19 protein-coding genes are annotated in these 21818 nt (G+C 51.0%); 14 read left to right on the top strand and 5 right to left on the bottom strand.

The features are described from left to right. Positions 1–33 precede the first annotated feature (33 nt). A complete protein-coding gene (locus CWE07_RS07940) occupies positions 34–864 on the top strand; it encodes a hypothetical protein (RefSeq protein ID WP_111569369.1) in 831 nt (276 codons plus the stop codon). Between the two features lie 18 nt (positions 865–882). On the opposite strand, the gene CWE07_RS07935 is transcribed toward CWE07_RS07940, so the two are convergent. After that, complete coding sequence (locus tag CWE07_RS07935) at positions 883–1296, bottom strand: group II truncated hemoglobin (protein ID WP_111569368.1); 414 nt, start codon at positions 1294–1296, stop codon at positions 883–885. Between CWE07_RS07935 and aroE the strand changes: the two genes are divergently transcribed. The 6 genes from aroE to polA all read left to right on the top strand — a co-directional run bounded on the left by aroE (position 1295) and on the right by polA (position 9432). After that, the gene (gene aroE / locus CWE07_RS07930) at positions 1295–2167 is read left to right on the top strand and encodes a shikimate dehydrogenase (RefSeq protein ID WP_157983248.1); all 873 of its coding nucleotides are present in this window, start codon (positions 1295–1297) and stop codon (positions 2165–2167) included. The two genes, CWE07_RS07935 and aroE, sit on opposite strands and share 2 nt — an antisense overlap. Then, positions 2164–3690, top strand: a complete 1527-nt coding sequence (locus CWE07_RS07925) for an SLC13 family permease (RefSeq protein ID WP_198679904.1) — start codon at positions 2164–2166, stop codon at positions 3688–3690. The genes aroE and CWE07_RS07925 overlap by 4 nt, the downstream gene beginning before the upstream one ends. A gap of 11 nt (positions 3691–3701) precedes the next feature. Further along, entirely contained in the window at positions 3702–4127 is a 426-nt protein-coding gene (locus CWE07_RS14415; protein WP_198679903.1) for an SLC13 family permease, read from the top strand. 68 nt (positions 4128–4195) lie between these two features. Continuing rightward, on the top strand, positions 4196–4918 hold the full coding sequence (locus CWE07_RS07920; protein ID WP_111569366.1) for a TetR/AcrR family transcriptional regulator: 723 nt from the start codon (positions 4196–4198) through the stop codon (positions 4916–4918). A 57-nt stretch (positions 4919–4975) separates the two neighbouring features. Further along, positions 4976–6175: a DUF945 family protein gene (locus tag CWE07_RS07915; protein ID WP_111569365.1), complete on the top strand. Its 1200-nt coding sequence runs from the start codon at positions 4976–4978 to the stop codon at positions 6173–6175. 476 nt (positions 6176–6651) lie between these two features. Further along, complete coding sequence (gene polA / locus CWE07_RS07910; protein WP_111569363.1) at positions 6652–9432, top strand: DNA polymerase I; 2781 nt, start codon at positions 6652–6654, stop codon at positions 9430–9432. A gap of 58 nt (positions 9433–9490) precedes the next feature. Here polA and CWE07_RS07905 read toward each other — a convergent pair whose 3' ends face one another. Together CWE07_RS07905 and yihA are read right to left on the bottom strand one after the other, a co-directional pair. Further along, a complete protein-coding gene (locus tag CWE07_RS07905) occupies positions 9491–10435 on the bottom strand; it encodes a DMT family transporter (RefSeq protein ID WP_111569362.1) in 945 nt (314 codons plus the stop codon). Next, positions 10395–11039, bottom strand: a complete 645-nt coding sequence (gene yihA, locus CWE07_RS07900; RefSeq protein WP_111569361.1) for a ribosome biogenesis GTP-binding protein YihA/YsxC — start codon at positions 11037–11039, stop codon at positions 10395–10397. The genes CWE07_RS07905 and yihA overlap by 41 nt, the downstream gene beginning before the upstream one ends. Before the next feature lie 189 nt (positions 11040–11228). Between yihA and CWE07_RS07895 the strand changes: the two genes are divergently transcribed. Continuing rightward, positions 11229–11864 (top strand): c-type cytochrome, encoded by a 636-nt coding sequence (locus tag CWE07_RS07895; protein ID WP_111569462.1) that lies wholly within the window; start codon positions 11229–11231, stop codon positions 11862–11864. Positions 11865–11935: 71 nt separating this feature from the next. Here the strand turns inward: CWE07_RS07895 and CWE07_RS07890 are convergent, their stop codons facing one another. After that, positions 11936–13711: a DUF885 domain-containing protein gene (locus CWE07_RS07890; RefSeq protein WP_111569360.1), complete on the bottom strand. Its 1776-nt coding sequence runs from the start codon at positions 13709–13711 to the stop codon at positions 11936–11938. Between the two features lie 810 nt (positions 13712–14521). Here CWE07_RS07890 and yihI point away from each other — a divergent pair. Then, on the top strand, positions 14522–15091 hold the full coding sequence (yihI, locus tag CWE07_RS07885) for a Der GTPase-activating protein YihI (protein ID WP_111569359.1): 570 nt from the start codon (positions 14522–14524) through the stop codon (positions 15089–15091). A 34-nt stretch (positions 15092–15125) separates the two neighbouring features. Then, a complete protein-coding gene (locus tag CWE07_RS07880; RefSeq protein ID WP_111569358.1) occupies positions 15126–15605 on the top strand; it encodes a DUF2489 domain-containing protein in 480 nt (159 codons plus the stop codon). 65 nt (positions 15606–15670) lie between these two features. Here the strand turns inward: CWE07_RS07880 and CWE07_RS07875 are convergent, their stop codons facing one another. Further along, positions 15671–16963, bottom strand: coding sequence for a metal-dependent hydrolase family protein (locus CWE07_RS07875; protein WP_111569357.1), 1293 nt, complete (start codon positions 16961–16963; stop codon positions 15671–15673). Between the two features lie 159 nt (positions 16964–17122). On the opposite strand from CWE07_RS07875, the gene cysE reads away from it, so the two are divergent. The 4 genes from cysE to CWE07_RS07855 are packed head-to-tail and all read left to right on the top strand — an operon-like array spanning position 17123 to position 21790. After that, entirely contained in the window at positions 17123–17950 is an 828-nt protein-coding gene (gene cysE, locus CWE07_RS07870) for a serine O-acetyltransferase (RefSeq protein WP_111569356.1), read from the top strand. A 58-nt stretch (positions 17951–18008) separates the two neighbouring features. Next, entirely contained in the window at positions 18009–19007 is a 999-nt protein-coding gene (cysK, locus tag CWE07_RS07865; RefSeq protein WP_111569355.1) for a cysteine synthase A, read from the top strand. Next, positions 19007–20887 carry a serine hydrolase domain-containing protein gene (locus tag CWE07_RS07860; protein ID WP_111569354.1) on the top strand — a complete coding sequence of 627 codons (1881 nt, stop codon included), beginning with the start codon at positions 19007–19009 and terminating at the stop codon, positions 20885–20887. The genes cysK and CWE07_RS07860 overlap by 1 nt, the downstream gene beginning before the upstream one ends. A 54-nt stretch (positions 20888–20941) precedes the next feature. After that, positions 20942–21790 (top strand): ion transporter, encoded by an 849-nt coding sequence (locus tag CWE07_RS07855; protein ID WP_111569353.1) that lies wholly within the window; start codon positions 20942–20944, stop codon positions 21788–21790. Positions 21791–21818: the final 28 nt, after the last annotated feature.

Here is a 21818-nt window from a genome sequence, read left to right as displayed (position 1 = left end):
AGCCTCTTTGAGGCATTACGATGGGACACTAAGATGAGTCAAATCCTTGTGATCGTTGCCATAGTGGGTATTGGCTACCTGCTATATCGAAGCCTAGTTATTAAGCGTCAACCTCAGCAAGATGACGCACCAGTGCAGCAAAGCGCGCCTAAACCTGCGCCTGATTCGCCAGCTCCGAAAGCCGAAGCGGACGCCAAAGTACAAGCAGCAGCGCAAGCTGATGCGGCTGCACCAACACCAACACCAACACCAGTTACCCCTGCGCCTGACACTAGCACTGCGCCAACCCCGCAAGCTAAAGCTGCTGAAGCGTCTGCAGTAGCCAGTCACAACGAGGTCGGCGCTGAGGCCAATCAAGAGGCTCAGCAGGCGGTTGCGAAGGCCGCTGAGAAAGCCCATATGGCAGCCGCGGAAGAGGCGACCAAGAGCACCTTGCAGCAACAGGCGAGTGCAGGCATTGCCAGCAATCAAGCACCCGCAGCGCCAGAGGGCGCGGAAGCTCAGGCTGCGGCGCTAAGTGAAACTAATGACCCCCTTGCACGCCACCGCCTATATCAACATATTGTCGAGCAGAGCTATCGCCAGCGTAACGACTCGCGTGGTGAGGCGGCGCTGATGTTTTATGCGGCCGCACACATCAAAGAGTTTGATGCGATTAAAGGGCCATTAAAGAAGCAAAACGGTGGCAAGTTGCCTCAGGTCGCGACGTTTAAACAATACAGTGCGGCGCTGACCGAGCGTGGACAGTATGCCCAAGCCATTGAAGTGTGCGAGCAAGCGGTGAAGTATAAGCTAAAAGACGGCACTAAATCCGGCTATGAAGGTCGCATTGAGCGCATCAAAAAGCTACAAGACAAACAATAAATGTATAGAAGGTAAGGCTCATTCTCGGTTGATCATATGGTGGGCTAACTGAGTAAATTGAGCCTTTAACTGCTGATGTAAGAGTGGATCTTGCACTTGTTCATCAAGCACTCTATACATGCAGTGTAGCCATTGGTCGCGCATGCGCGTATCAATGGCAAAAGGTAAGTGGCGGGCGCGTAACCTGGGGTGACCATATTTGGCGCTAAACAGTTGTGGGCCACCAAACCAGCCACTTAAGAATTCAAAGAATTTCTGGCGAATGGCGTCTAATGGTTGTGGGTGCATTGCCAGCAGCTCAGCAGCTTCAGGGTCTGTTTGCATAATATCGTAAAAGCGATCAGCCATGTTGCGCACGGCCACTTCCCCTCCTAACTGTTGGTATTGCGAAAGCGGCTCGGGCCGATGGCGATTGAACAAGCGAGACAACATGATACCTCTAGCAGTATTTGGTGACCCTATCCGACATAGTTTGTCACCGCAATTACATCAAATATTTGCCCATCAAACGGGGTTGACGGTCGACTATCGCGCCATTTTAGCACCGCCAGAGACCTTTACTGAACAGCTGCAGCAATTTTTTAGCGCAGGCGGTATCGGCGCGAATGTCACCTTACCGCACAAAGTCAGCGCGCTGGAAATTGCCGATCAAGTGTCACCACGGGCACGTTTGGCGGGGGCAGCTAACACCTTGCACATGACAACACGGCAAGGTTTATATGCTGATAATACCGACGGTGAAGGGTTGGTTAACGACCTTCGCTTGCAAGGCGCACCCTTGACCAACCAGTGCGTGCTAATTCTTGGCGCGGGTGGTGCAGTGCGCGGTATTGTAGCGCCGCTACTTGAAGCGGGTGTTGCACAAATCGTGGTGAATAACCGTACCTTGAGTCGCGCACAGCAACTGGTTACGGCGTTTCATGCGCAAATGCCTGCTAGCGTAGAGCGTCTTTTTGCGTACACACCAACCCATGACAGCCAAGAATTCGATATTGTGATCCATGCCGCCGCAGCCGGTCATCATGGCCAAATGGGGATTGAGTTCAAGCCTGCATGGCTGAAGCATGCCAGTCTCGGGTATGACTTGAGTTACGGTAAGGCAGCGCAGCCGTTTTTGACCGCGGCCGCGGCGCTTAACCCAAAGATTTCTGTAGTCGACGGTCTTGGTATGTTGGTGGCACAGGGCGCCGCTAGTTTTTATATTTGGACCGGTGCCAAACCGGACGCTGAGCAAGCGCTTGCGCAATTGCGGCAACGCTTGGTAACGCCCCTGACACCAATCACTCAGGAAGCACCTGAATGACCCTTGAACAGAGCTTAATTCTGCTGGTATTAGCGGTTGCCATGGGGATGTTTATTTGGGGGCGCTGGCGGCATGACATGGTGGCTCTAGGTGCTTTGTTAGCCTGTGTATTTTTAGGCTTAGTCCCAGCGGACATAGCATTCAATGGCTTTGGCCACCCAGCGGTGATTACCGTTGCATGTGTATTGGTGCTCAGTAGTGCGCTGCAGTCATCAGGCGCTGTAGATGTATTAGCGCAGCGAATTTTACCGAAAACCAGCGGCCCGACCTTTAGTATCGCAGCATTGACGGGTGCTGCCACGTTAATGTCTGCCTTTATGAATAATGTGGGAGCGATGGCGTTGTTAATGCCGATTGCGATTCAGCTCGCCTCGCGCTTGAACATTCCCCCTGGACGCGTGCTGATGCCCGTGTCGTTTGGTACCATTCTCGGGGGCATGACCACCCTAATTGGTACACCACCGAACTTAATTGTTTCGGGCTTTCGCAGTGAGCAAGGCGATGGTGGCTTCGGTATGTTTGCGTTCACCCCAGTGGGCGCCACAATCGCAATAAGTGGGGTTATTTTTGTTGCACTCGTCGGCTGGCGCCTTGTACCTGCGCGCAAGCGCACGGATGCATCAGGCTTTGATACCGCGGCGTATATCACCGAAGTACGCGTGCAAGATGGCAGCAAAGCAGATGGCATGCGCGTGCATGAACTGGAAAAGGCGCTGGATGACTATGATGCCCAAGTTGTCGGCATCTTAAGGGGTAGCGAGCAAGTGACTGCACCACACCCGCAACGCCAATTGCATGCGGAAGATGTGTTGGTGATAGAGGCTGAGCCGGAATCCTTGGGCGGCGCTCTCTCAAGCTTAGGACTGAAGCTTGAAGAAAGTCAGCGTCCGAAGCAGACTGACGAAGAAGACAGTGATGAAGCGGCGAATAAAGAGCTCGCCATCGATACCCGTGCTGAACCACAAGCCTATATGGGGCGACGGGTCACTGCGTATTCAGCGGGGCATACTCAAGCTCAGCGCCAAAGCAACAGTGCAGGGGCTGAGAAAGACACTGAAAGCGATGAAGAGGCAAAACTGAAGGCGAAAGAGCGCCGAGATACCAGCGATGTGGTCATTATGGAACTTACGGTGCTGCCGGACGCCGACATTATTGGCCGTGCGGCGAGTGATCTTGCGCTGCGCACACGCTATTCGGTGAACTTGCTGGCGGTGTCGCGGCAAGGGGCACACAAGATTCGTCGCATACGTCACACCAGGTTGCGTGCTGGTGATGTATTGTTAATGCAAGGCGGCAGTGCCGACTTAAGTGAGTTTGCGACTGTGTTTGGTTGCGTACCGCTGGCTGAGCGCCAAATTCGCGTACCTAGTAAGCGCAAAGCCACCATTGCCACCTTAGTGATGGCGGCTGCAGTGGGCGGCGCGGCACTGGGCTTATTGCCGGCGGCGGTGTCATTTGCAGCCGGTGTACTTGCCGTAATGGCGTTGAAAGTCGTTGCCCCCAGCGTGTCTACAGTGCGATAGATTGGCCGGTCGTGGTGCTACTCGCGGCGCTCATACCTGTCGCAGGGGCAATGAGTAGCACGGGTACCGCGGATTTAATCGCTAATTTAATGCTAAACACGCTCGCTCAGGGTAACGCAATTATCGCACTCACCGCGGTGCTGATTATTACCATGATGCTATCTGATTTTATGAATAATGCGGCGACAGCAGCGGTCATGTGCCCGATTGCACTGAGTAGCGCGCAGGCTCTGGGGGTGAATGGTGATGCCTTTTTAATGGCGGTTGCGGTGGGCGCATCGTGCGCATTCTTAACTCCAATCGGTCATCAAAACAATACGTTAATCTTGGGGCCTGGGGGCTTTCGTTTCGGTGATTACTGGCGTTTAGGTGTGCCACTTGAGGTAATTGTCGCTGTGGTCGGTATTCCTGCGTTATTGTATTTCTGGCCGCTCTAGACATCGGCGCTGGAACTGGCGACAATATCGACAGGTGCGTGGCATTTAAGACACAAGGGGATGTTGTGATGGATAATGTATTAGGTGATAAATTACGGGCGCGCACGGCCAAGGAAAAAGACCGTCGGCGTGACAGTATTGTGCAATCGGCGCTCGAGCTGCTATTGGCGAAGCCCGGTAGCTTACCGACGATGAACGAGATAGCTCGCCGGGCAGGGGTCTCAAAGGGTACCACCTACATTTATTTCGACACCAAAGAATCCATTTATTTGGCGTTGCTGGAAGATGACTTACACGGTTGGTTGAGTGATATCGAGAAGGCACTCAGCTATCAGGCCGACGACAAAGTGGCGCGCTTAATTACCGCGATTCTTGGCTTTAAACAGGCGCAGCCGAACCTATGGTCGCTGGCTAGCCTGAGTCATTCCGTGATTGAGCTGAATATCGATAGTAAGGCATTACTTTCGTATAAAACTAAATTGGCGCAACGCTTTAAAAGCGCTGCTAAGGCGATTCGTCAGCACCTTGAGTTAGATGAAAGCCATAGTGCAGACGTGGAAGCTATGCTGATGCAAAGCTATGCTTACTTATTAGGGCAATGGCAAGTATGTAATCCCCCGCAAAGTATTGCCAAATTGCTCAAAGGCCCCGGCTTTAAAATTTTACAGCCTGAATTTGACCAAGTGGCCGAACAAGGCTTGTACCAGCAGTGGGAAGGCTTCATGCAACGCATTAATAAAAAAGCTGAACCAAGCAGCGGTGTGCTGAATCGCCTGTTTCGGCGCAGCTAAACAATAACGAACTGCGCATGCGGCGACGTATGCGCCACAACTAGAAAAGGAAATACCATGGCTCGTTCGATCAAGTGGTTAGTTGGCCTAGCCGTCATTGTAGGGATAACATACGTGGCGCTGGTCGCAATCACCGGCTCTAAAATGCGCGATATCGCGTCGCAGCAACTTGAAGCGTATCAGCAGCAAAACCCTGAAGTCGACGTTGACTTAACTTGGCACGACACCAGCTTCTGGCGCTCAGAAGGTGTGGTTTCATTCTCAATGGACATTGAGGATGAGCAAGTTGCATTCACCCATACCATGAATTTGCGCCATGGCGCGTTACGCGCCAGCGTGACCGGTGAAATCACCGGCATCGTAGGTGAGTTTGATGTCAACCAGCGTTTGTTCGAAGGGCAAGCGATTACCCTTGATGGTCGCGTCGGGCTGGGTGGCTTGAGCTTGACCTACCATGTACCGGAAGTGAACTTCGATGACCAAAATATAGGTTTACAATACCGCGTGGCGGCTTTTGATGTCGACGTGGTGTTACGTGATAGCGACCAGCACTCGCAACTGACCATTGACTGGATTGAGATGCTACTCGGTGCGCCAGACACCGGGGTTGATGCCAATCAAAAGTTGCGTTTTGAAAACGTGCAAATGCGTTCGCATACAGACGTTGGCGATGATGGTCTATTCGATGCCTCGACCGCGCGCTTTAGTATTGACCACATCTACTATACCGATGCGGCTGAGCCTGTGGTCAGCATGCGCGACTTTAGCTCCGACATTGATATGCAGCGCAATGGCGATTATGTCGCTGGCACAGCCAATTTAATGGTCAACGAGTATGACGCCTACGGTGTGACTGGTGTCTTCGAATTAGAAACCAGTACATCGGAACTGTCATTTAGCGCGTTCCGCACTTGGCAGGAAAATAGCAAAGACCCTGATGCAATCAATGATTTTCTGGTGAATTTACAACAGCAACAGTCGGCGCTGAATATTGACAACCTGCGCCTGACTATGGGCCAAATGGGTAACTTGGTTGCGAATGGTAGTTTCACCTTGCGTGAAGATCTCGACTTTAGTACTGGCTTTGACCCTGAAGCAGATGACAATATTTTTCAAGGCAATTTAATTGTTGAAGACTTACCGGTGTTATTGCTGATGCCTTTATCAGGCCTGGTGTCAGGCGAGCTACCTTGGGTGGTAGAACTGCGCGAAGGCAATATGTTGGTCAACGGTGAGCCGTTAGATCTGCCACAGTAAGGTACTAACGTATTGAAAAACCTGGCTCAGTTTTTATAACTATAAGAGCCAGGTTTTTTATTGCCAAATAATGCTGGCACTTCACCCGCACTATGGTAATGTTGCAAACCCGCGAGCGAAAAAGTCGTCATCGCGGACATGCTAAGGACTGAAATGAAGCCATCATGGTGTGCAAAATACCAGCGCTTTAAATTCAATGTCCACAGCAAATAATAAGGCTTAAAAAAGCCTGCATTAAAACTCGTTGTACCCTGGCTTCCTGAAGTAACGCCTTGAATTTTTTGAACTTTATTTTTTTCTTCTTCGATACTGCGTCTATTTAACTAGATACGGTAGGTTTAACGTTTCCCACACACTTATGCACAGCTTATTCACAGCTGGCCGTAGCGTTGCAACACTGATTCTACCTAGGAAAATTGGCATTTGCGTGGCATGCTATAGGCAGAACTTTTCACCGCAAGCAGGCGACGTTTTTCATGACCCAAATCCCGCATAACCCATTCATCTTGGTTGATGGCTCCTCATATTTATTTCGCGCTTACCATGCGCCGCCCCACCTAACCAATAGCGCGGGCGAACCCACAGGTGCTATTTATGGGGTGGTGAATATGTTGCGTAGTCTGCTCAAGCGCTACGAACCCAGCCACATGGCGGTGGTGTTCGACGCTAAAGGTAAGACATTTCGCAATGACATGTACGCAGAGTACAAAGCCAACAGGCCGCCAATGCCTGATGACTTGCGTTCACAAATTGCCCCGTTGCATGAGATTGTGCGGGCGATGGGTTTGCCACTGCTGTGTATTGATGGCGTTGAAGCGGACGATGTGATTGGCACGTTAGCGCGTCAAGCTGAAGCAGAAGGCCGCACCACACTGATTAGCACCGGCGATAAAGACATGGCGCAGCTCGTGGGTGAGCACACGATTTTGATTAACACCATGACAGATACGGTGATGGACATTGAAGGGGTGCATAAGAAATTTGGTGTAAGCCCTGAGCAGATCATTGATTACTTAGCCTTGATGGGAGACAGCTCAGATAATATTCCTGGTTTACCTGGGGTTGGTGATAAAACCGCGCAGGCTATGTTGCAAGGCATGACAAGTATTGACGCCATGCTGGCTGAACCGCAGAAAATCACTGAGTTGAGTTTCCGTGGCGCTAAGAGTATGCCGCAGAAACTGGCAGAATTTAAAGACCAGCTATTGTTGTCGCGTGACCTCGCTACGATTCGTGAAGACGTTGCGCTCGATTTCACGCCAGAGCAATTAACCATACAGGCTGCCGACACCGAACGCCTAATTGCGTTATATGGTCAGTGCGAATTCCGTCGCTGGTTAGGTGAGGTACTTGAACAAGGTCCGGTCACCGACCAAGTGCTGGGCATTGAGCCGCAGCAAAAACAAGCCGGTGCGGAGCAAGCAGCGCCAGAGCAGCGGATTGATACCAGTCAGTATGAAACCATATTGACCCAAGCGGATTTTGACCGCTGGTTAGATAAGCTTAAGCACGCCGAGGTGTGGGCCCTTGATACCGAAACGACCAGCCTCAATTACATGCAGGCACGTTTGGTTGGGATGTCCTTTGCCGTCGCTGAGGGTGAAGCTGCGTATTTGCCATTGGCGCATGATTACCTGGATGCACCCGCGCAATTAGACCGCGACACGGTACTTGAAGCGTTAAAGCCGATCTTAGAAGACGCGACACCGCGCAAGGTGGGTCAAAACCTCAAATATGATATGCATATTCTAGCCAATTGTGGCATTCAATTACGGGGTATTTTGAATGACACCATGTTGGCTTCTTATGTCCTGAACAGCGTCAGTTCACGCCATGATATGGATACCCTGAGCCTTCAGTACCTCAACCATAAGCCCATTAGTTTTCAAGATATTGCTGGTAAGGGCGCTAAGCAACTGACCTTTAACCAAATTGATTTGGCTCAAGCCGCTCCATATGCCGCTGAAGACGCCGATGTGACCCTGCGCTTACATAACGTGCTGTGGGACAAGCTTGCGAATGAGCCGGGCTTAAAGAAAGTGCTTACTGAGCTTGAGTTACCTGTGCTGAGCATTTTAGCGGGTATGGAGCGCCACGGGGTGATGATTGACCCCACGTTGCTGGCGCAGCAAAGCAAAGAACTGGCCCAGTCATTAAAAGAAATTGAGCAGGAAGCCTATGCTATTGCAGGCGAGGAATTTAATCTAAATTCTACCAAGCAGTTGCAGCAAATCTTGTTCGAAAAGCTGGAACTTCCAGTGCGCAAAAAGACGCCGAAAGGTGCGCCAAGTACCGCAGAAGAAGTGCTGCAGGAATTGGCACTGGATTACCCATTACCCGCACTTATTTTGCAACAGCGTGGGATGGCCAAGCTAAAGTCAACGTACACGGATAAGCTACCCAAAGTGATGGTGCCGAGCTCAGGCCGGATTCACACGTCTTATCATCAAGCCGTCGCTGCGACCGGGCGTTTGTCCTCCAGTGACCCGAATTTGCAGAATATCCCGATTCGCAATGAGGCAGGACGTCGCGTGCGCCAAGCTTTCGTTGCACCCGAAGGGTACAAAGTTGTGGCTATCGACTATAGCCAGATTGAACTGCGCATTATGGCGCATTTGTCACAAGACAAAGGTTTGCTGGATGCGTTTGCCAAAGGGCTCGATATTCACCGCGCCACGGCGGCAGAAGTATTTGGCGTTGGTCTCGACGAGGTCAGTAGCGAGCAGCGTCGCCGCGCGAAAGCAGTGAACTTCGGTCTAATTTACGGGATGTCAGCTTTTGGTTTAGCCCGTCAGTTGAACATTGGCCGCAATGACGCCCAGCATTATATGGACATCTACTTCGAGCGTTTCCCTGGCGTGCAGGATTATATGGAGCGCACACGAAGCACGGCCGCTGAGCATGGCTATGTGGAAACTTTGTATGGCCGCCGTCTGTATTTGCCCGACATCAAGGCGCGCAATATTCCGCGCAAAAAGGCGGCTGAGCGCGCGGCTATCAACGCGCCAATGCAGGGCACTGCGGCAGATATTATTAAGCGCGCGATGATTGCAGTGGCAGATTGGATAGCTGAGCAAAACAATGATGACGTGATCATGACCATGCAGGTGCACGATGAATTAGTTTTTGAAATTAAACATCAAGCACTAGACAGCGTCGTACCTAAGCTATGTGCTGTGATGCAAGAAGCAGCAAACTTAGATGTGCCCTTGATTGCTGAAGCGGGTGTTGGTGATAACTGGGACCAAGCTCACTAGCGGGTTCACGAGCAGAAAAAAGGGCACATGGCGTGCCCTTTTTCTTTCGCTATGTAAATTAACGTGCTGCTTCGCTAGCGCCAACTTGATTGGGGGTTGCAGCAATTGGTTTGCTGCTTTGGCGGTTGGCTATCCAAACCCCAACCAGAATTAAGCCCATACCAGCGACTTGGAACAGCGTGATGATTTCGCCATCGAGCAGGCCTAAGCTCACGGCTACAATCGGGATTAAGTAAGTGACAGAGCTGGCAAAGGTGGTATTGGCGATTTGCACCACGTGGTTAAATAGAATCAACGCTAAGGCAGTGCCGACTACGCCTAGAGCGATGACCGCCGCCAGCGACCACCAAGCTTGCATATCGCTCGCAGCACTTAGCTTGGTGCCCACTTCGCCTGGACCTGCCAAATAAATAATCGCCACGGGCAACACCATCAGCAGCGACACGCCGGTAATGGTGACAGGGCTTAGGTTGGGCAAATACTGTTTGATAAAGTTTAAGTTTAAACCGTAGCAAATCGTCGCCAGTACGATAAACAGTGCATAGGCATTTAAGCTCAGCTCACCGCTACCTTGAATCAGCACCAACAAAGCGGTGCCAGCAAAGCCTATCGACAAGCCAACCAATGTTTTTGGTGCAATGCGTTGGGCGAAAAATAACGCGCCTACAATAAGCGTAAACAGCGGCGTGAGTGCGTTCAATGCGCCCGTGACGCCACTGTCTAATTGCGTTTGCGCAAAGGCGAACAAAAACGCAGGTAATAAGCTACCTGTCATGCCCACTGACAGTAGTACCAACCACTGCTTGCCTTTTACCCGGTGTAAACGCAGCAGCGCAAAGGGGGCCAGCGCAGCGGCTGCAGCCGCTAGACGAATAGCCGCTACTTCGGTTGGTGTATACACCAACAAGCCTTTTTTAATCAGCATAAAAGAGCTGCCCCAGACCAGGGCGAGTAAAAAGAGCTTAAGCCACGTCGATAGGGCTATCGTGTTGTCCTGCGTCATCTTGATTTAACCATTGACTAAGAGTGTCTTCTAATTGCGGTAAGCCGTGCTTACTGGTGGAGCTGAAGGTGATGACTTTAACGTCACCGCCAAAGGCTGGCACTGCTTCTTCCGCCTGCATAAGGGCTTTTTTACGCGCGCCCGACTTGAGCTTGTCCGCTTTGGTCAGTACCGCGAGTACCGCAATGTTGCTAGACACCGCCCAATGAATAAGCTCTTGATCGAGGTCTTTAAACGGGTGGCGAATATCCATCAAAACTACCAAGCCGCGTAAGCACTTACGCATTTGCAAGTATTCGCCCAACGATTTCTGCCACTTCAATTTGATTTCCAGCGGTACTTTGGCAAAGCCGTAGCCGGGTAAATCAATCAAGCGTTGAGACTCAGTCAGTGTGAACACATTGATCAATTGCGTGCGGCCCGGCGTTTTACTAGTACGCGCCAGTTGGCGTTGGCGGGTCAATGCATTTAATGCACTTGATTTTCCTGCGTTTGAGCGTCCGGCAAAAGCGACTTCAATCCCTTCGTCCGCCGGTAATTGACGTATATTGGGGGCGCTGGTTAAAAAACGCGCCTGACTAAAGTTAATTGGAGAGTCTGTCACGGTACACCTCAGTACAGAAATTGGCCGCGTATTATGCAGGATTTCACCTAACTGAGCTACCTGAATCGGCGCTTATCGCCGATTAGGCATTTATTCATGCGTAGATTCGTGTAAAATACTATTTAGAATTATTTAAACTTAAGACCAAGGTCTGGGCAGCCGCCCTTAATGGATGCAGAGATACAAGTCATGAAAAAACTCGCAATTTTATGTGGTTTAGTGTTTTTTGCCAGTCATGCCGCGATCGCCCAACAACAGGGTAACGCAGAGCGTGGTCAAGAATTGTCGCAAACCTGTGCAGCATGTCATGGTGCAGACGGAAACAGCCCTGCTGGTGATTTCCCGACAATTGCTGGACAACACAAAAAGTATATCGCTAAGCAATTACGTGATTACCAACTAGGTAACGAAACTAACGGTGAACGTGGTCGTTACAACATGTTGATGGCTGATCAAGTATCAGGTTTAAGTGAACAAGACATTTTAGATTTATCTGCCTACTTCTCATCGCAGCAGCATGACATTGTCGGCACGGACTTAGACGAAGAAGAAATCGCGCGCGCCCAACGTTTGTACCTTGGTGGCGATGAAGACCGCAACATTACTGGTTGTGCTGCCTGTCATGGCCCGCGTGGTAATGGCATGGGCTTAGCTGCGTTCCCAGTGATTGGTGGCCAGCATGCACAATACACACGTGCAATGCTTGAGCAATTCCGCAGTGGTGACCGTGCGAATGACCCGAACGCGATGATGCGTGACGTGGCAAGCCAATTAACAGATGCAGATATCGACTTACTGTCGCGCTACTTGAGCGGCCTATATTAAGTTGCTGTATAGCAGATAAGAAAAAACCAGGCATTGCCTGGTTTTTTTATGTCCGCTTTTTAGCTATTCGTTTAGCCTGCCGCTTGCTCAATATATTGGCGCAAGTTATCTTCCAGCATATGTAAAGGAATACTGCCGTGCTGTAGCACTTGGTGGTGGAATTCACGAATATCGAAGTCCTCACCCAGGCGTTGCTCGGCCTCAGCACGAAGCTCGCGTATTTGTATCTCACCCAGTTTATAAGCCAATGCCTGACCCGGCCAGCTAATATAACGGTCAATTTCAGTGTTGACGTTGTGCATCGATAATGCGGTGTTGCTGGCCATAAACTCAACGGCACGGTCGCGTGACCAGCCCATGGTGTGCATGCCAGTGTCGACCACCAAACGCGCTGCGCGCCACATCTCAAATGACAGACGGCCAAAGTTGCTGTAAGGGTCCGTATAGAAACCCATCTCTAAGCCTAAGTATTCTGCATATAAGCCCCAGCCCTCGCCAAATGCAGATATATAGGTGTTACGGCGATAGTCGGGCACATCCGTCATTTCATTGGCTAAAGCAATTTGTAAATGATGGCCTGGCACTGCTTCATGCAGAGTCAATGCTTCAAGCTCGTACAATGGGCGACGATCCAGTGCATAGGTGTTCACCCAATAAAAACCGGCTTGGTCATCACGGCGAGCGCCTGAATAGCGGCCCGTGGTGTAGTTAGGCGCAATTTCTGCAGGCACTTCAGTAACACCGTATGGTTGGCGCGGTAACAGCTTAAATAACGCAGGTAATTCAGCATCAGCACGTTTGGCGATGAATGACGCTTCTTTTAACAGTTCTTCCGCGGTTTCGGCATAAAACTTAGGGTCTGTGCGCAGATAATCTGTGAAGTCAGCAAAGCTACCATCGAAGCCAGTTTCGGCTATCACCGCGGCCATTTCCTGGCGAATACGGGCTACTTCATCAAGCCCAATTTGATGGATTTGCGCAGGGCTAAGGTCGGTGGTGGTGTAATGCTTTGCGCGATTGGCGTAGTAACGCTCGCCGTGTGGTAAATCGACCGCTGCAATGGTTTGACGTGCATTCGGCATGTACTCGTCACGCATAAAGTCGTAAAAATCCTGGTATGCAACATTCACTGTGGTCGCAATCAGCGTCTGTGCTTCCATCTCTAACTCAGCAAATTCAGCCTCTGACACATGTCGTGGACGTTGTTGGAAAGGCCGGTAAAAGACACTGTCACGCGGGTCTGGAGTGACATAGGCAAGAATGCCATCGGTTAAGCCAGCCAGCACCACAGCAGGTTGCGTCATGCCAGTTTCAATCCCTTCGCGCATGTAAGCTTTTTGCTGGGCAAAATAGTCGGGGATAGCGCGTAGTTGCTGCAAATACTGCTCGAGTTGCTGCGCATTACGCGTACCAGCCTGGTTAGGTAAACTGGCCAGTGCGCTATGGAAACCGAACTCATTGGTGATCGGCATGAGGTGTGCATTGAACTCATATTCGTCAATGGCGTTGGCCAGCGCATACTGAATCATGTGCAAATTAATTTGGTTTTGCGCTGACAGCTGCGCCGCATCGATGGCTTGCAACTGCTGGTAATAATCTAAACGCGTGGCGTGTCGGTTGGCGAGAGCTTCTGGGCTAATATCTAGTAAACCATCGGCAGGGTGGCGTTGCGCACTATGGTATTGCCAGGCAGCATCAGCCAATTGCTCGAACCGCTGATCATACTGAGCCGCCCCTTGAGTCATGGCGCTACGGCTTGGCGTCGTGTTAGGGCTTTGGGTATCGTGAGCAGGGGCTGCACACGCGGTGAGTACCGCGACGGCTAAACCAGTTAATACAAAACGCATGTAAGCTCCTTATTGCAGTCAATCGAGCCGTAATCAGCACGCGACTGACAGAGTCAAAGTAAATAAGTAGGTCAAATAGACTGCAAGGTGTGACTAAAAAAACAACAATTAGTGTAAAGATGCAGCCTTCAAAGGTTTAACATACCAGTTTCGGCGACACATGTAACATGCTTGCGACCATTCCCACGCTCGTTGCTATAAACGGCGCTAAGTGAATGTTTATTCAGGCTGATTGTCGTAGCATTTGTGAATAAAAAGTAACTAGATGGGTTTTGATATGGCAGTATCTTTACATATAATTAACGGTAAGTAATAAAAAACGAAATTTTTATAGCTATAAAGTTGTTGATCCTCCCCCTAAAACCAGTAAAGTTACCAACCATAAAGCGTGGCGGGCAGTTTGTGGCTTATAACAACGCGGTTAAATGTTAATCGGTTGCGCGACATAAAACCTGAACACCAATAACAAATGCAATAGATATAAGATGGAATAAAAATAACGCCAGGAGGCGCTAATAAGTTAACCATGGGATGTGGTCGACAGCCAACTAAGAGACCCCGGCAGTCATAACAATGGTGACCGAGGTTGATAATAATAAAGGCGCAAGATTTACCAAGCGAAAATAATAATAATAACTACGACTGTAGCGACAACAGTTCTCGATAAGACCAGTAAAGGTGTATTGGGTTCAATTAAGAAGGCGATGTGCAAACATCGCCTTTTTTATTTGTGTGCGCGACAGTAAGAAGATTCGGCGCTTTGCCTCTGAATGCGTTACCATATAGGTAATTAGTTTGTGAGGTACTGTTATGACTCGGCAAAAGAAAAGCCGCAAGCCCGGCACCCTAGGCGTAAAGTCAAAGCCTAAAAATTTGCGTGAACGCGCGCCTGTTGATAGCACCAAAAAGTCAGATAAAACCAAAGGAAAGCCTGCAGGCAATCGCCATAGTGCAACGGCTCCCAAGCACGAGCGCACGTCAGCGTCAAAACAAGTGGAAGATCCGCGTGTAGGCAGTAAACGTAAGATAGCGTTGACCCCGAGCGTGAAGGCCCCGGTCGCGCCAGCGAAGCCTGCAGTTGCTGCGACGGCTAAACCTACAGAGCCAGCGGTTGAAACCCGTGTTGATCCTGCGATTCGTATGGCTGAGGACGAGTTTGCCCGCTTGGAGAATGACCCACGCTTGCAAGACTTACTGGCACAGATGGATGCCGGTGACACGGTGAGTCCTGATGACGAGGCCTGGGTTGAACAGCAGTTAGAGCGCTATCGTCAGCTAGCGGCCGAGCTTGGTATTGATGTGGATGAGTACGGCGACGATGACGACGATGATGATTTAGAGCCTTGGCAGCGTTTTGAGAACCCGAAAGACTGGGTCTAATCGCGGCTAAAGAGTAACCAAAAGGAGTGACAGTATGGTTTGGGTTGCCCTAATAGTGGGTGTTGCGATCATCGCGGGTTTGGCATTCTATGCCGGCTCGTTATTGGCGCGATTGCGCAAGCAGCGTGAAGTTCGCGACCAAGCGATTCAAAAGCGTAATGATAACCTGTATGAGAGCATCGAAACCATTTCATTGGCGATGCAACAGGGGCAATGTGATTTGTCAGAGGGGTCGCTGCGGGTTGCTGTGTTGCTTGACCACTTAGCGCTGCCAGCGCCTAAGAGCGAAGCTGACATCTTCGATAAGCAGTACCCAGGCATTCATACTATGTATGAGCGGATTAAGCACATGCCGACGCATGAAGCCCGTAAGCAGTTTCCGCGTAAAGAAATTCGCAAAATGGATGATGAGCGTGAGCGCTACGAAGTTGAGCTGGCGGACGATATTCAAGCCGATGTGAGCAAACTACTGGTGTGGGTAAGAGCGCAGCGCAAAGCCCGACAAGGGCAGTAACCTGCACTTAAGTTGCCATTAGAAAGCCAGCCTCACGGCTGGCTTTTTGCTGTTTGATATAAACATCAGTCGCGGGTTTTGAATACCTGACCATCGCGCATCACAAAGTGAACATCGGCGAGTATTGCAATATCTGCCAGTGGGTCGCCGTCGACGGCGACAATATCGGCTAGCTTGCCGCTTTCAATTGTGCCCAGGTTGTCCAACTGTCCGAGTAGGTCAGCAGCATTGTAGGTGGCACTGCGAATCGCTTCATGGGCAGGCATGCCTGCTTCAACCATGTACACAAATTCACGGTAGTTTTCGCCATGATCAAACACGCCAGCGTCTGTGCCAAAGGCAATCTTGACCCCAGCTTGATACGCGGTAGCAAATGTTTGTTGAATTAATGGGCCTATCTCGCGTGCTTTTGGGCGCACCATGTCGGGGAAAAAGCCATCTATTTCAGCGCGCTCCGCTACGGATTTGCCCGCCGTAATGGTCGGTACATAGTAAGTACCGTGTTCTATCATCGCCGCAATCACTTCATCGTCCATGTAAGTGCCATGCTCGATTGAATCAACACCTGCTTGCACCGCGCGCAGCATACCGTCGCGGCCATGGGCATGCACCGCCACGCGCATATTGTAGTCTTTGGCCGTTGCGACGATTGATTCGAGCTCATCCATCATAAACTGAGGGTTGTCGCCACTTGATGCCATGCTGAGCACACCGCCAGTCGCGGTTAATTTAATCAGGTCAGCGCCGTCCTGGTAACGTTTGCGCACCGCTTGGCGGGCTTCAAGAGGACCATTGATGACGCCATCGGCTGGGGTAGGCGGTGAGTGAATAAAGCTTTCGCGTACGTTGTTGGTTGGGTCAGCGTGCCCGCCTGTGGTAGCTAAAGATTTACCCGCAGCGAAAATTCGCGGTCCTTCAATGTGGCCTTGACGAATACCGTTACGCAATGCCACTGACACATGGTCACTGTCGCCGAGTTCACGCACTGTGGTAAAGCCGGCGTGCAACGTCAAACGCGCAAAGCTAGCTGCACGTACCGCTGTGGTGGCAGGGTTATCAGTAAACCGGTGCATGTATGAGCCTTGAGCAAGCTGGCTTGAGAGGTGGGTATGGCTATCAATAAACCCAGGCATGACCGTAGATTGGCTAAGGTCGATGAAGGTTTCGCCGTCGCGCACCCGCTGCAGGCCATTTTCAACGGCAGTAATGCGGTCGCCGTCGATACGAATCGTCACATTTTGACGTGGCGCGCTGTCAGTGCCATCGATCAGCGTGCCAGCATGAATCACGGTGGCGGCTTGTGGAGCGGTGGCAATTAAGCCACATAATACGGCTAATGAGATAACCTTAGCTTGCATACGCGTACCTCTTATTTTTATCGGTTGGATGAGTGAAAACGCTTGTATTTTCACCAAGGTAACCCAACATAACAAAGCTTGACAAGCCAGCAATGGCTTTCGTCATCAAGGGCGAACGCGTTATACTAGTCAATGCCATACAATTCACAGGATCCAGCCATGCTGAAAGGTTTACGAGAAGATGTAGCAAGTATCTATGAACGCGACCCCGCGGCGCGACATTTTTTCGAAGTTCTGACCAACTACCCAGGTATGCATGCTATTTGGTGGCACCGCTTGAGTCATCGCCTGTGGCGCTGGCGCTTAAAGTGGTTAGCACGTTTCTTGTCAACCCTTGCACGCTGGCTCACCGGCGTGGAAATCCACCCGGGCGCGCGGATTGGCAGACGCTTTTTTATCGACCACGGTATGGGTGTAGTGATTGGTGAAACCGCTGAAATTGGCGATGATTGCACCTTGTACCATGGTGTGACCCTTGGTGGCACCAGTTGGCAAGCGGGCAAACGCCACCCAACATTGGGTAACCACGTCGTTATTGGTGCTGGCGCTAAAGTCTTAGGCCCTTTACATGTAGGTGACCATGCACGCATTGGCTCCAACGCCGTGGTGGTAAAAGACGTGCCTGCGGGTGCCACTATGGTTGGCATTCCTGGTCGCGTGGTATCGCGCACTGCGCAAAAGGCAGGTAAAAACCAAGCACAAGATGAAAAACGTGCCAAAATTGCAGAGAAGTTTGGCTTCGACGCGTACGCCGTCTCCGAGGACAACCCAGACCCAGTGGCGATGGCAATCGGCAACATGTTGGATCACGTTAACTTACTTGACGAACGGGTCGGTGAACTCTGCCGATCAGTGAATCGCATGGGTGGCGACGTGTGCAGCGACTTACCGAAAATAGAACTCGATGATGAAGATTTCCGTGAGGCAGAAAAGCGCGCTGCCCGCAGTCGTAAAGAAGCGCTTGAGCGTTTTGACCCAAGTATTTAATTCAGCGACTGCTGAGTGATACCCGTAATACACGAACCAAAGAATAAGGCCCGAATTGATGCAATCAACCGTTTCTTCTGTTTCTATCTTTAACGACAATGCTTCGAGCATTGGCCGTACGCCCTTAGTGCGCCTTAACCGGGTTACTACCGGTGAGGTGTACGCAAAAATTGAAACGCGTAACCCGTCGAATAGCGTCAAATGCCGAATTGGTGCAAGTATGATTTGGGCGGCAGAAGCTTCAGGGCGATTAAGTGCCGGTAAAACGATTATCGAAGCGACGTCAGGCAATACAGGCATCGCACTGGCGTTCGTTGCTGCCGCGCGTGGCTACCCGTTGGTGTTGACGATGCCGGCATCCATGAGTTTAGAGCGGCGTAAGTTACTCAAAGCACTGGGCGCCGAGGTTGTGTTAACCGCGCCTGAGCTTGGAATGAAAGGCGCCGTGGCAGAGGCAGAGCGTCTTGAGCAGGCGCACCCTGATACGTACGTGCAATTACACCAATTTAGTAACCCCGCGAATCCACAGATTCATTTTGACACTACAGGGCCTGAAATTGAGCAAGCGTTGAATGGTGCGCCCGACATCTTTGTGGCTGGTGTCGGCACTGGCGGCACTATCTCGGGAACAGCAAAGTACTTCAAGCAAGCGCGTTTCACTGAACAAGGCGAGCCGATGCAAGCCATTGCAGTGGAGCCGGCTGATTCACCGATTATTGGTCAAGCTTTGGCCGGTGAAGCATTGACCCCAGCCCCGCATAAAATTCAGGGTATTGGGGCTGGGTTTATTCCCGCTAACTTAGACCTGGACCTGATTGATGGCGTTGAGCGTGTCAGCAACGAAGAGGCGATGCAGATGGCGCATCGCCTGATGCGAGAAGAAGGCATATTGGCTGGCATTTCATCAGGTGCGGCGGTGGTTGCTGCGGCTCGCTTAGCGGCGCAACCAGAACATCAAGGTAAGCGTATTGTGGTGATGATCCCAAGTTCTGCCGAGCGCTATTTAAGTACGCCACTGTTCAAAGATGTATTTGGACAGGCCGAACTGGAGCCTTAATGTATTTATTGCAACGCGTATTCGGATGCTTGGGGATGCTTGCAGCGCTTAGTGCAAGCGCTGACGCTTGGGCCAAACAAACCAGCACTGAAAGCAATCAGGTTGGTTCCGTGCCCGCAGTCTATACCTCGTCGCCAGTGGCTATTCCTGAGCATTGGCCAAGGGATTTTGCTGACTTAAGCGCACGCCTCCAGCAAAGGGCCGAGCGGCTGGGCATCGATTATGCGGAACTGGTTATCTTCAATGGGCAACGCGAACTGGAACGTGTGCGTTTAGGCCAGTACCAAGGTGACAGTTCACCGGCTCTGCTCAGCGGTCAGCTTAGTGAATTGCTGACCGCATTGACGGTCATGCAGCTCATCGAACGTGGCGAGTGGAGTGTATTTGATGAGGTTCAGCAGCGTTTGCCGCAATTATCCCTGAATAACCCCTATGCGGCCGAGCAACCGTTATTGCTGCTACATTTGCTGGAGCATTCAAGTGGTTTGGACCAGCGCCGTTTTAAAAGTCACTTTATGACCTCAGGTACCCGAGAATTACCTTTACTTGAGCGTTTGGAGCGTGAGCAGTCTCCGCTGACAGTCCGTTGGCAGCCTGGAGATGCAACACGCTACAGCGCACTTAACTATGGTTTAATTGCTGCGATGCTCGAGCACTACAAACGCCGCCCATGGGCTGAAATTGTGCGAGAGCAAGTGGTGGAGCCTTTGGGTTTAGATGCCACTTTACTAGGCTCTGCGCAGGCAGCAGACATTGTGGTCAGCGGTTGGCACGGACTACCTGCCCAGCGCCGGCCGTTTCGAAATCGGGTGATGGCTGAGTCTGAAGGCAGTTGGATGAGTGTGGATGACTTAGTGCGTATTGGTCAGCACATCCTGAGTCGCGGGGCGAGCAATAACCCAGCACTATTGCGCGCAGATACCTTGGTCAATATGGAAATTCCACGTAGCACGTTGGCTGCCGATGCGGGTCTTGGCTATGGCATGGGCATCGGCTTAGACACACGTGCGCGCTATGGGCTTTGGCGTGGTCGGCAGTCGGCACTTGACGGGTATTCAATGAACCTGCGCTATCGCGCGGAGCAAGATATTGGCTATGCCTTGGTGGTTAACCACGAGAGTGTGCTGCCGGCACTGGATGAACTGGTTTGGCAGTATTTAGCTGCTGATTTACCGCTGCCGAATATGCGCGCAGGCGGTGTAGCCGTTGAGCAGCGTTGGGCGGGCTGGTATCGCTTGCAGAATCCTGAGCATGCTTTATTAGCGCCACTCCACAGTTTGTTTAACTTAACCTATATGCAACGCGAAGGCGCCGATTTGACTCTGCGGCCTTTACTTGGATTGGGCGCGAGCGTGCCATTGCGCAGCATAGATGGCAGCCGTCTAGCCCACCGTCAGGACGGCAGTATTGTCGGCGTATTGTTTAGTGACCAAACGGGGCAGCAAAAACTGCAGGTACATCAAGATGTACGCTACAAAGTGACCCATTGGCAGGCCCTTTGGCCGTTACTAACCTTCGCCAGCGCTTGGGTCATATTGCTGACCAACCCCTTTGCGCGCGCAGATAGCTTGCGTCATGCTTGGTCGCGGCGTTTTACCACGCTTGCCACCTTGTGCTTTCTACTCGCAGCATTTGTAGCGGGAAGCTTAAGCTTAGAGCATGCCAGCGATGACACTTGGCGCAGCATTTTGCTGTGGTTATTTAGTCTACTCGCACCACCTTTGGCGTTCGCAGGCTTGCTCAGTAACCTCAGGTTCTGGTCCACAGAGCCAAATACCATTGCGCGCTGGCGCTGCTTGATAGCCAGCATATGTGCCTCAGGCTTGGGTATTTGGTTGATTTACAGCGGTTGGTTTGCGCTGCGCACTTGGGCCTGGTAATCATGCCAGGCTCAACCCGTTTATATTGATAATCTCTTAATTGTGCCTACTACGATGAATAAGCAATCTCTCTACCGTTTACAGCAGGGCTTCTTACGCCTGCGCTCGAATAAAATTTTTGAAACCATCGTCATTATCATCATCGTATTTTCAGCGTTGATGGTAGGCGCGAAAACCTACGAAGAAACCAATCGGTTTACGCCGATTTTGAATGTGCTCGATTGGGCGGTGACCTTATTTTTCCTGGTCGAAATTATTATTCGGTTATTGGCTGAACGCCGTTGGCGCGACTTTTTCAAGTCTGGCTGGAATGTGTTTGACTTTATCATCGTGGTTGCGAGTTTGATTCCAGTTGAAAACAGCGAAACAGTGCTCATCGCACGTCTGTTACGGGTTTTCAGGGTGATGCGTTTAGTCTCGATGGTGCCCGAGCTGCGTATGTTGATGAATGCGCTGTTAAAGGCGTTGCCGAAAATGGGCTACGTGGCGCTGTTCATGTTTATTATTTTCTATATTTACGGTGCCATCGGCAGCTTTATTTTCCGTGATATCAACCCGTTCTATTGGGACAATATTTCGATTGCCGTTCTCACCTTATTCCGGATTTCGACCTTTGAGAGCTGGACTGCAATTATGTACGAAACCATGGAAGTGTATCCTTGGTCGTGGGTGTATTACGTCAGTTTCATTTTCTTTAGTGCCTTTATTTTCTTAAACATGATGATAGGTATCGTGCTGGAAACAATGCAAAAGGAATCCGCCGCCCATGAAGTTGAGCAAGGTGAGGGCGAAGCCGCGGATTTAAAAGCGCTGCGCCAAGGCATGCAAGACATGCAAGCGCAAATGAAGCGCATGGAGCAGCTGTTAAACCAACCGCGATCCACTGACAAAGATTCAGGGTAAGCTATACTGACTAAAATTTGTCGATGGG

Origin of the sequence: Aliidiomarina maris, assembly GCF_003987335.1 — a bacterium.
GTDB classification, from domain to species: domain Bacteria; phylum Pseudomonadota; class Gammaproteobacteria; order Enterobacterales; family Alteromonadaceae; genus Aliidiomarina; species Aliidiomarina maris.
Note: the sequence above shows the minus strand (reverse complement) of the source record. Positions and strands in the feature narration are given on the sequence as shown.

What these genes read in the sequence shown, in the direction of transcription:
- CWE07_RS07940 (WP_111569369.1), top strand. Translation starts at nt 34, where the DNA reads ATGAGTCAAATCCTTGTGATCGTTGCCATAGTGGGTATTGGCTACCTG.
- aroE (WP_157983248.1), top strand. Translation starts at nt 1,295, where the DNA reads ATGATACCTCTAGCAGTATTTGGTGACCCTATCCGACATAGTTTGTCA.
- CWE07_RS07935 (WP_111569368.1), bottom strand. Translation starts at nt 1,296, where the DNA reads ATGTTGTCTCGCTTGTTCAATCGCCATCGGCCCGAGCCGCTTTCGCAA.
- CWE07_RS07925 (WP_198679904.1), top strand. Translation starts at nt 2,164, where the DNA reads ATGACCCTTGAACAGAGCTTAATTCTGCTGGTATTAGCGGTTGCCATG.
- CWE07_RS07920 (WP_111569366.1), top strand. Translation starts at nt 4,196, where the DNA reads ATGGATAATGTATTAGGTGATAAATTACGGGCGCGCACGGCCAAGGAA.
- CWE07_RS07915 (WP_111569365.1), top strand. Translation starts at nt 4,976, where the DNA reads ATGGCTCGTTCGATCAAGTGGTTAGTTGGCCTAGCCGTCATTGTAGGG.
- polA (WP_111569363.1), top strand. Translation starts at nt 6,652, where the DNA reads ATGACCCAAATCCCGCATAACCCATTCATCTTGGTTGATGGCTCCTCA.
- CWE07_RS07905 (WP_111569362.1), bottom strand. Translation starts at nt 10,435, where the DNA reads ATGACGCAGGACAACACGATAGCCCTATCGACGTGGCTTAAGCTCTTT.
- CWE07_RS07895 (WP_111569462.1), top strand. Translation starts at nt 11,229, where the DNA reads ATGAAAAAACTCGCAATTTTATGTGGTTTAGTGTTTTTTGCCAGTCAT.
- CWE07_RS07890 (WP_111569360.1), bottom strand. Translation starts at nt 13,711, where the DNA reads ATGCGTTTTGTATTAACTGGTTTAGCCGTCGCGGTACTCACCGCGTGT.
- yihI (WP_111569359.1), top strand. Translation starts at nt 14,522, where the DNA reads ATGACTCGGCAAAAGAAAAGCCGCAAGCCCGGCACCCTAGGCGTAAAG.
- CWE07_RS07880 (WP_111569358.1), top strand. Translation starts at nt 15,126, where the DNA reads ATGGTTTGGGTTGCCCTAATAGTGGGTGTTGCGATCATCGCGGGTTTG.
- CWE07_RS07875 (WP_111569357.1), bottom strand. Translation starts at nt 16,963, where the DNA reads ATGCAAGCTAAGGTTATCTCATTAGCCGTATTATGTGGCTTAATTGCC.
- cysE (WP_111569356.1), top strand. Translation starts at nt 17,123, where the DNA reads ATGCTGAAAGGTTTACGAGAAGATGTAGCAAGTATCTATGAACGCGAC.
- cysK (WP_111569355.1), top strand. Translation starts at nt 18,009, where the DNA reads ATGCAATCAACCGTTTCTTCTGTTTCTATCTTTAACGACAATGCTTCG.
- CWE07_RS07860 (WP_111569354.1), top strand. Translation starts at nt 19,007, where the DNA reads ATGTATTTATTGCAACGCGTATTCGGATGCTTGGGGATGCTTGCAGCG.
- CWE07_RS07855 (WP_111569353.1), top strand. Translation starts at nt 20,942, where the DNA reads ATGAATAAGCAATCTCTCTACCGTTTACAGCAGGGCTTCTTACGCCTG.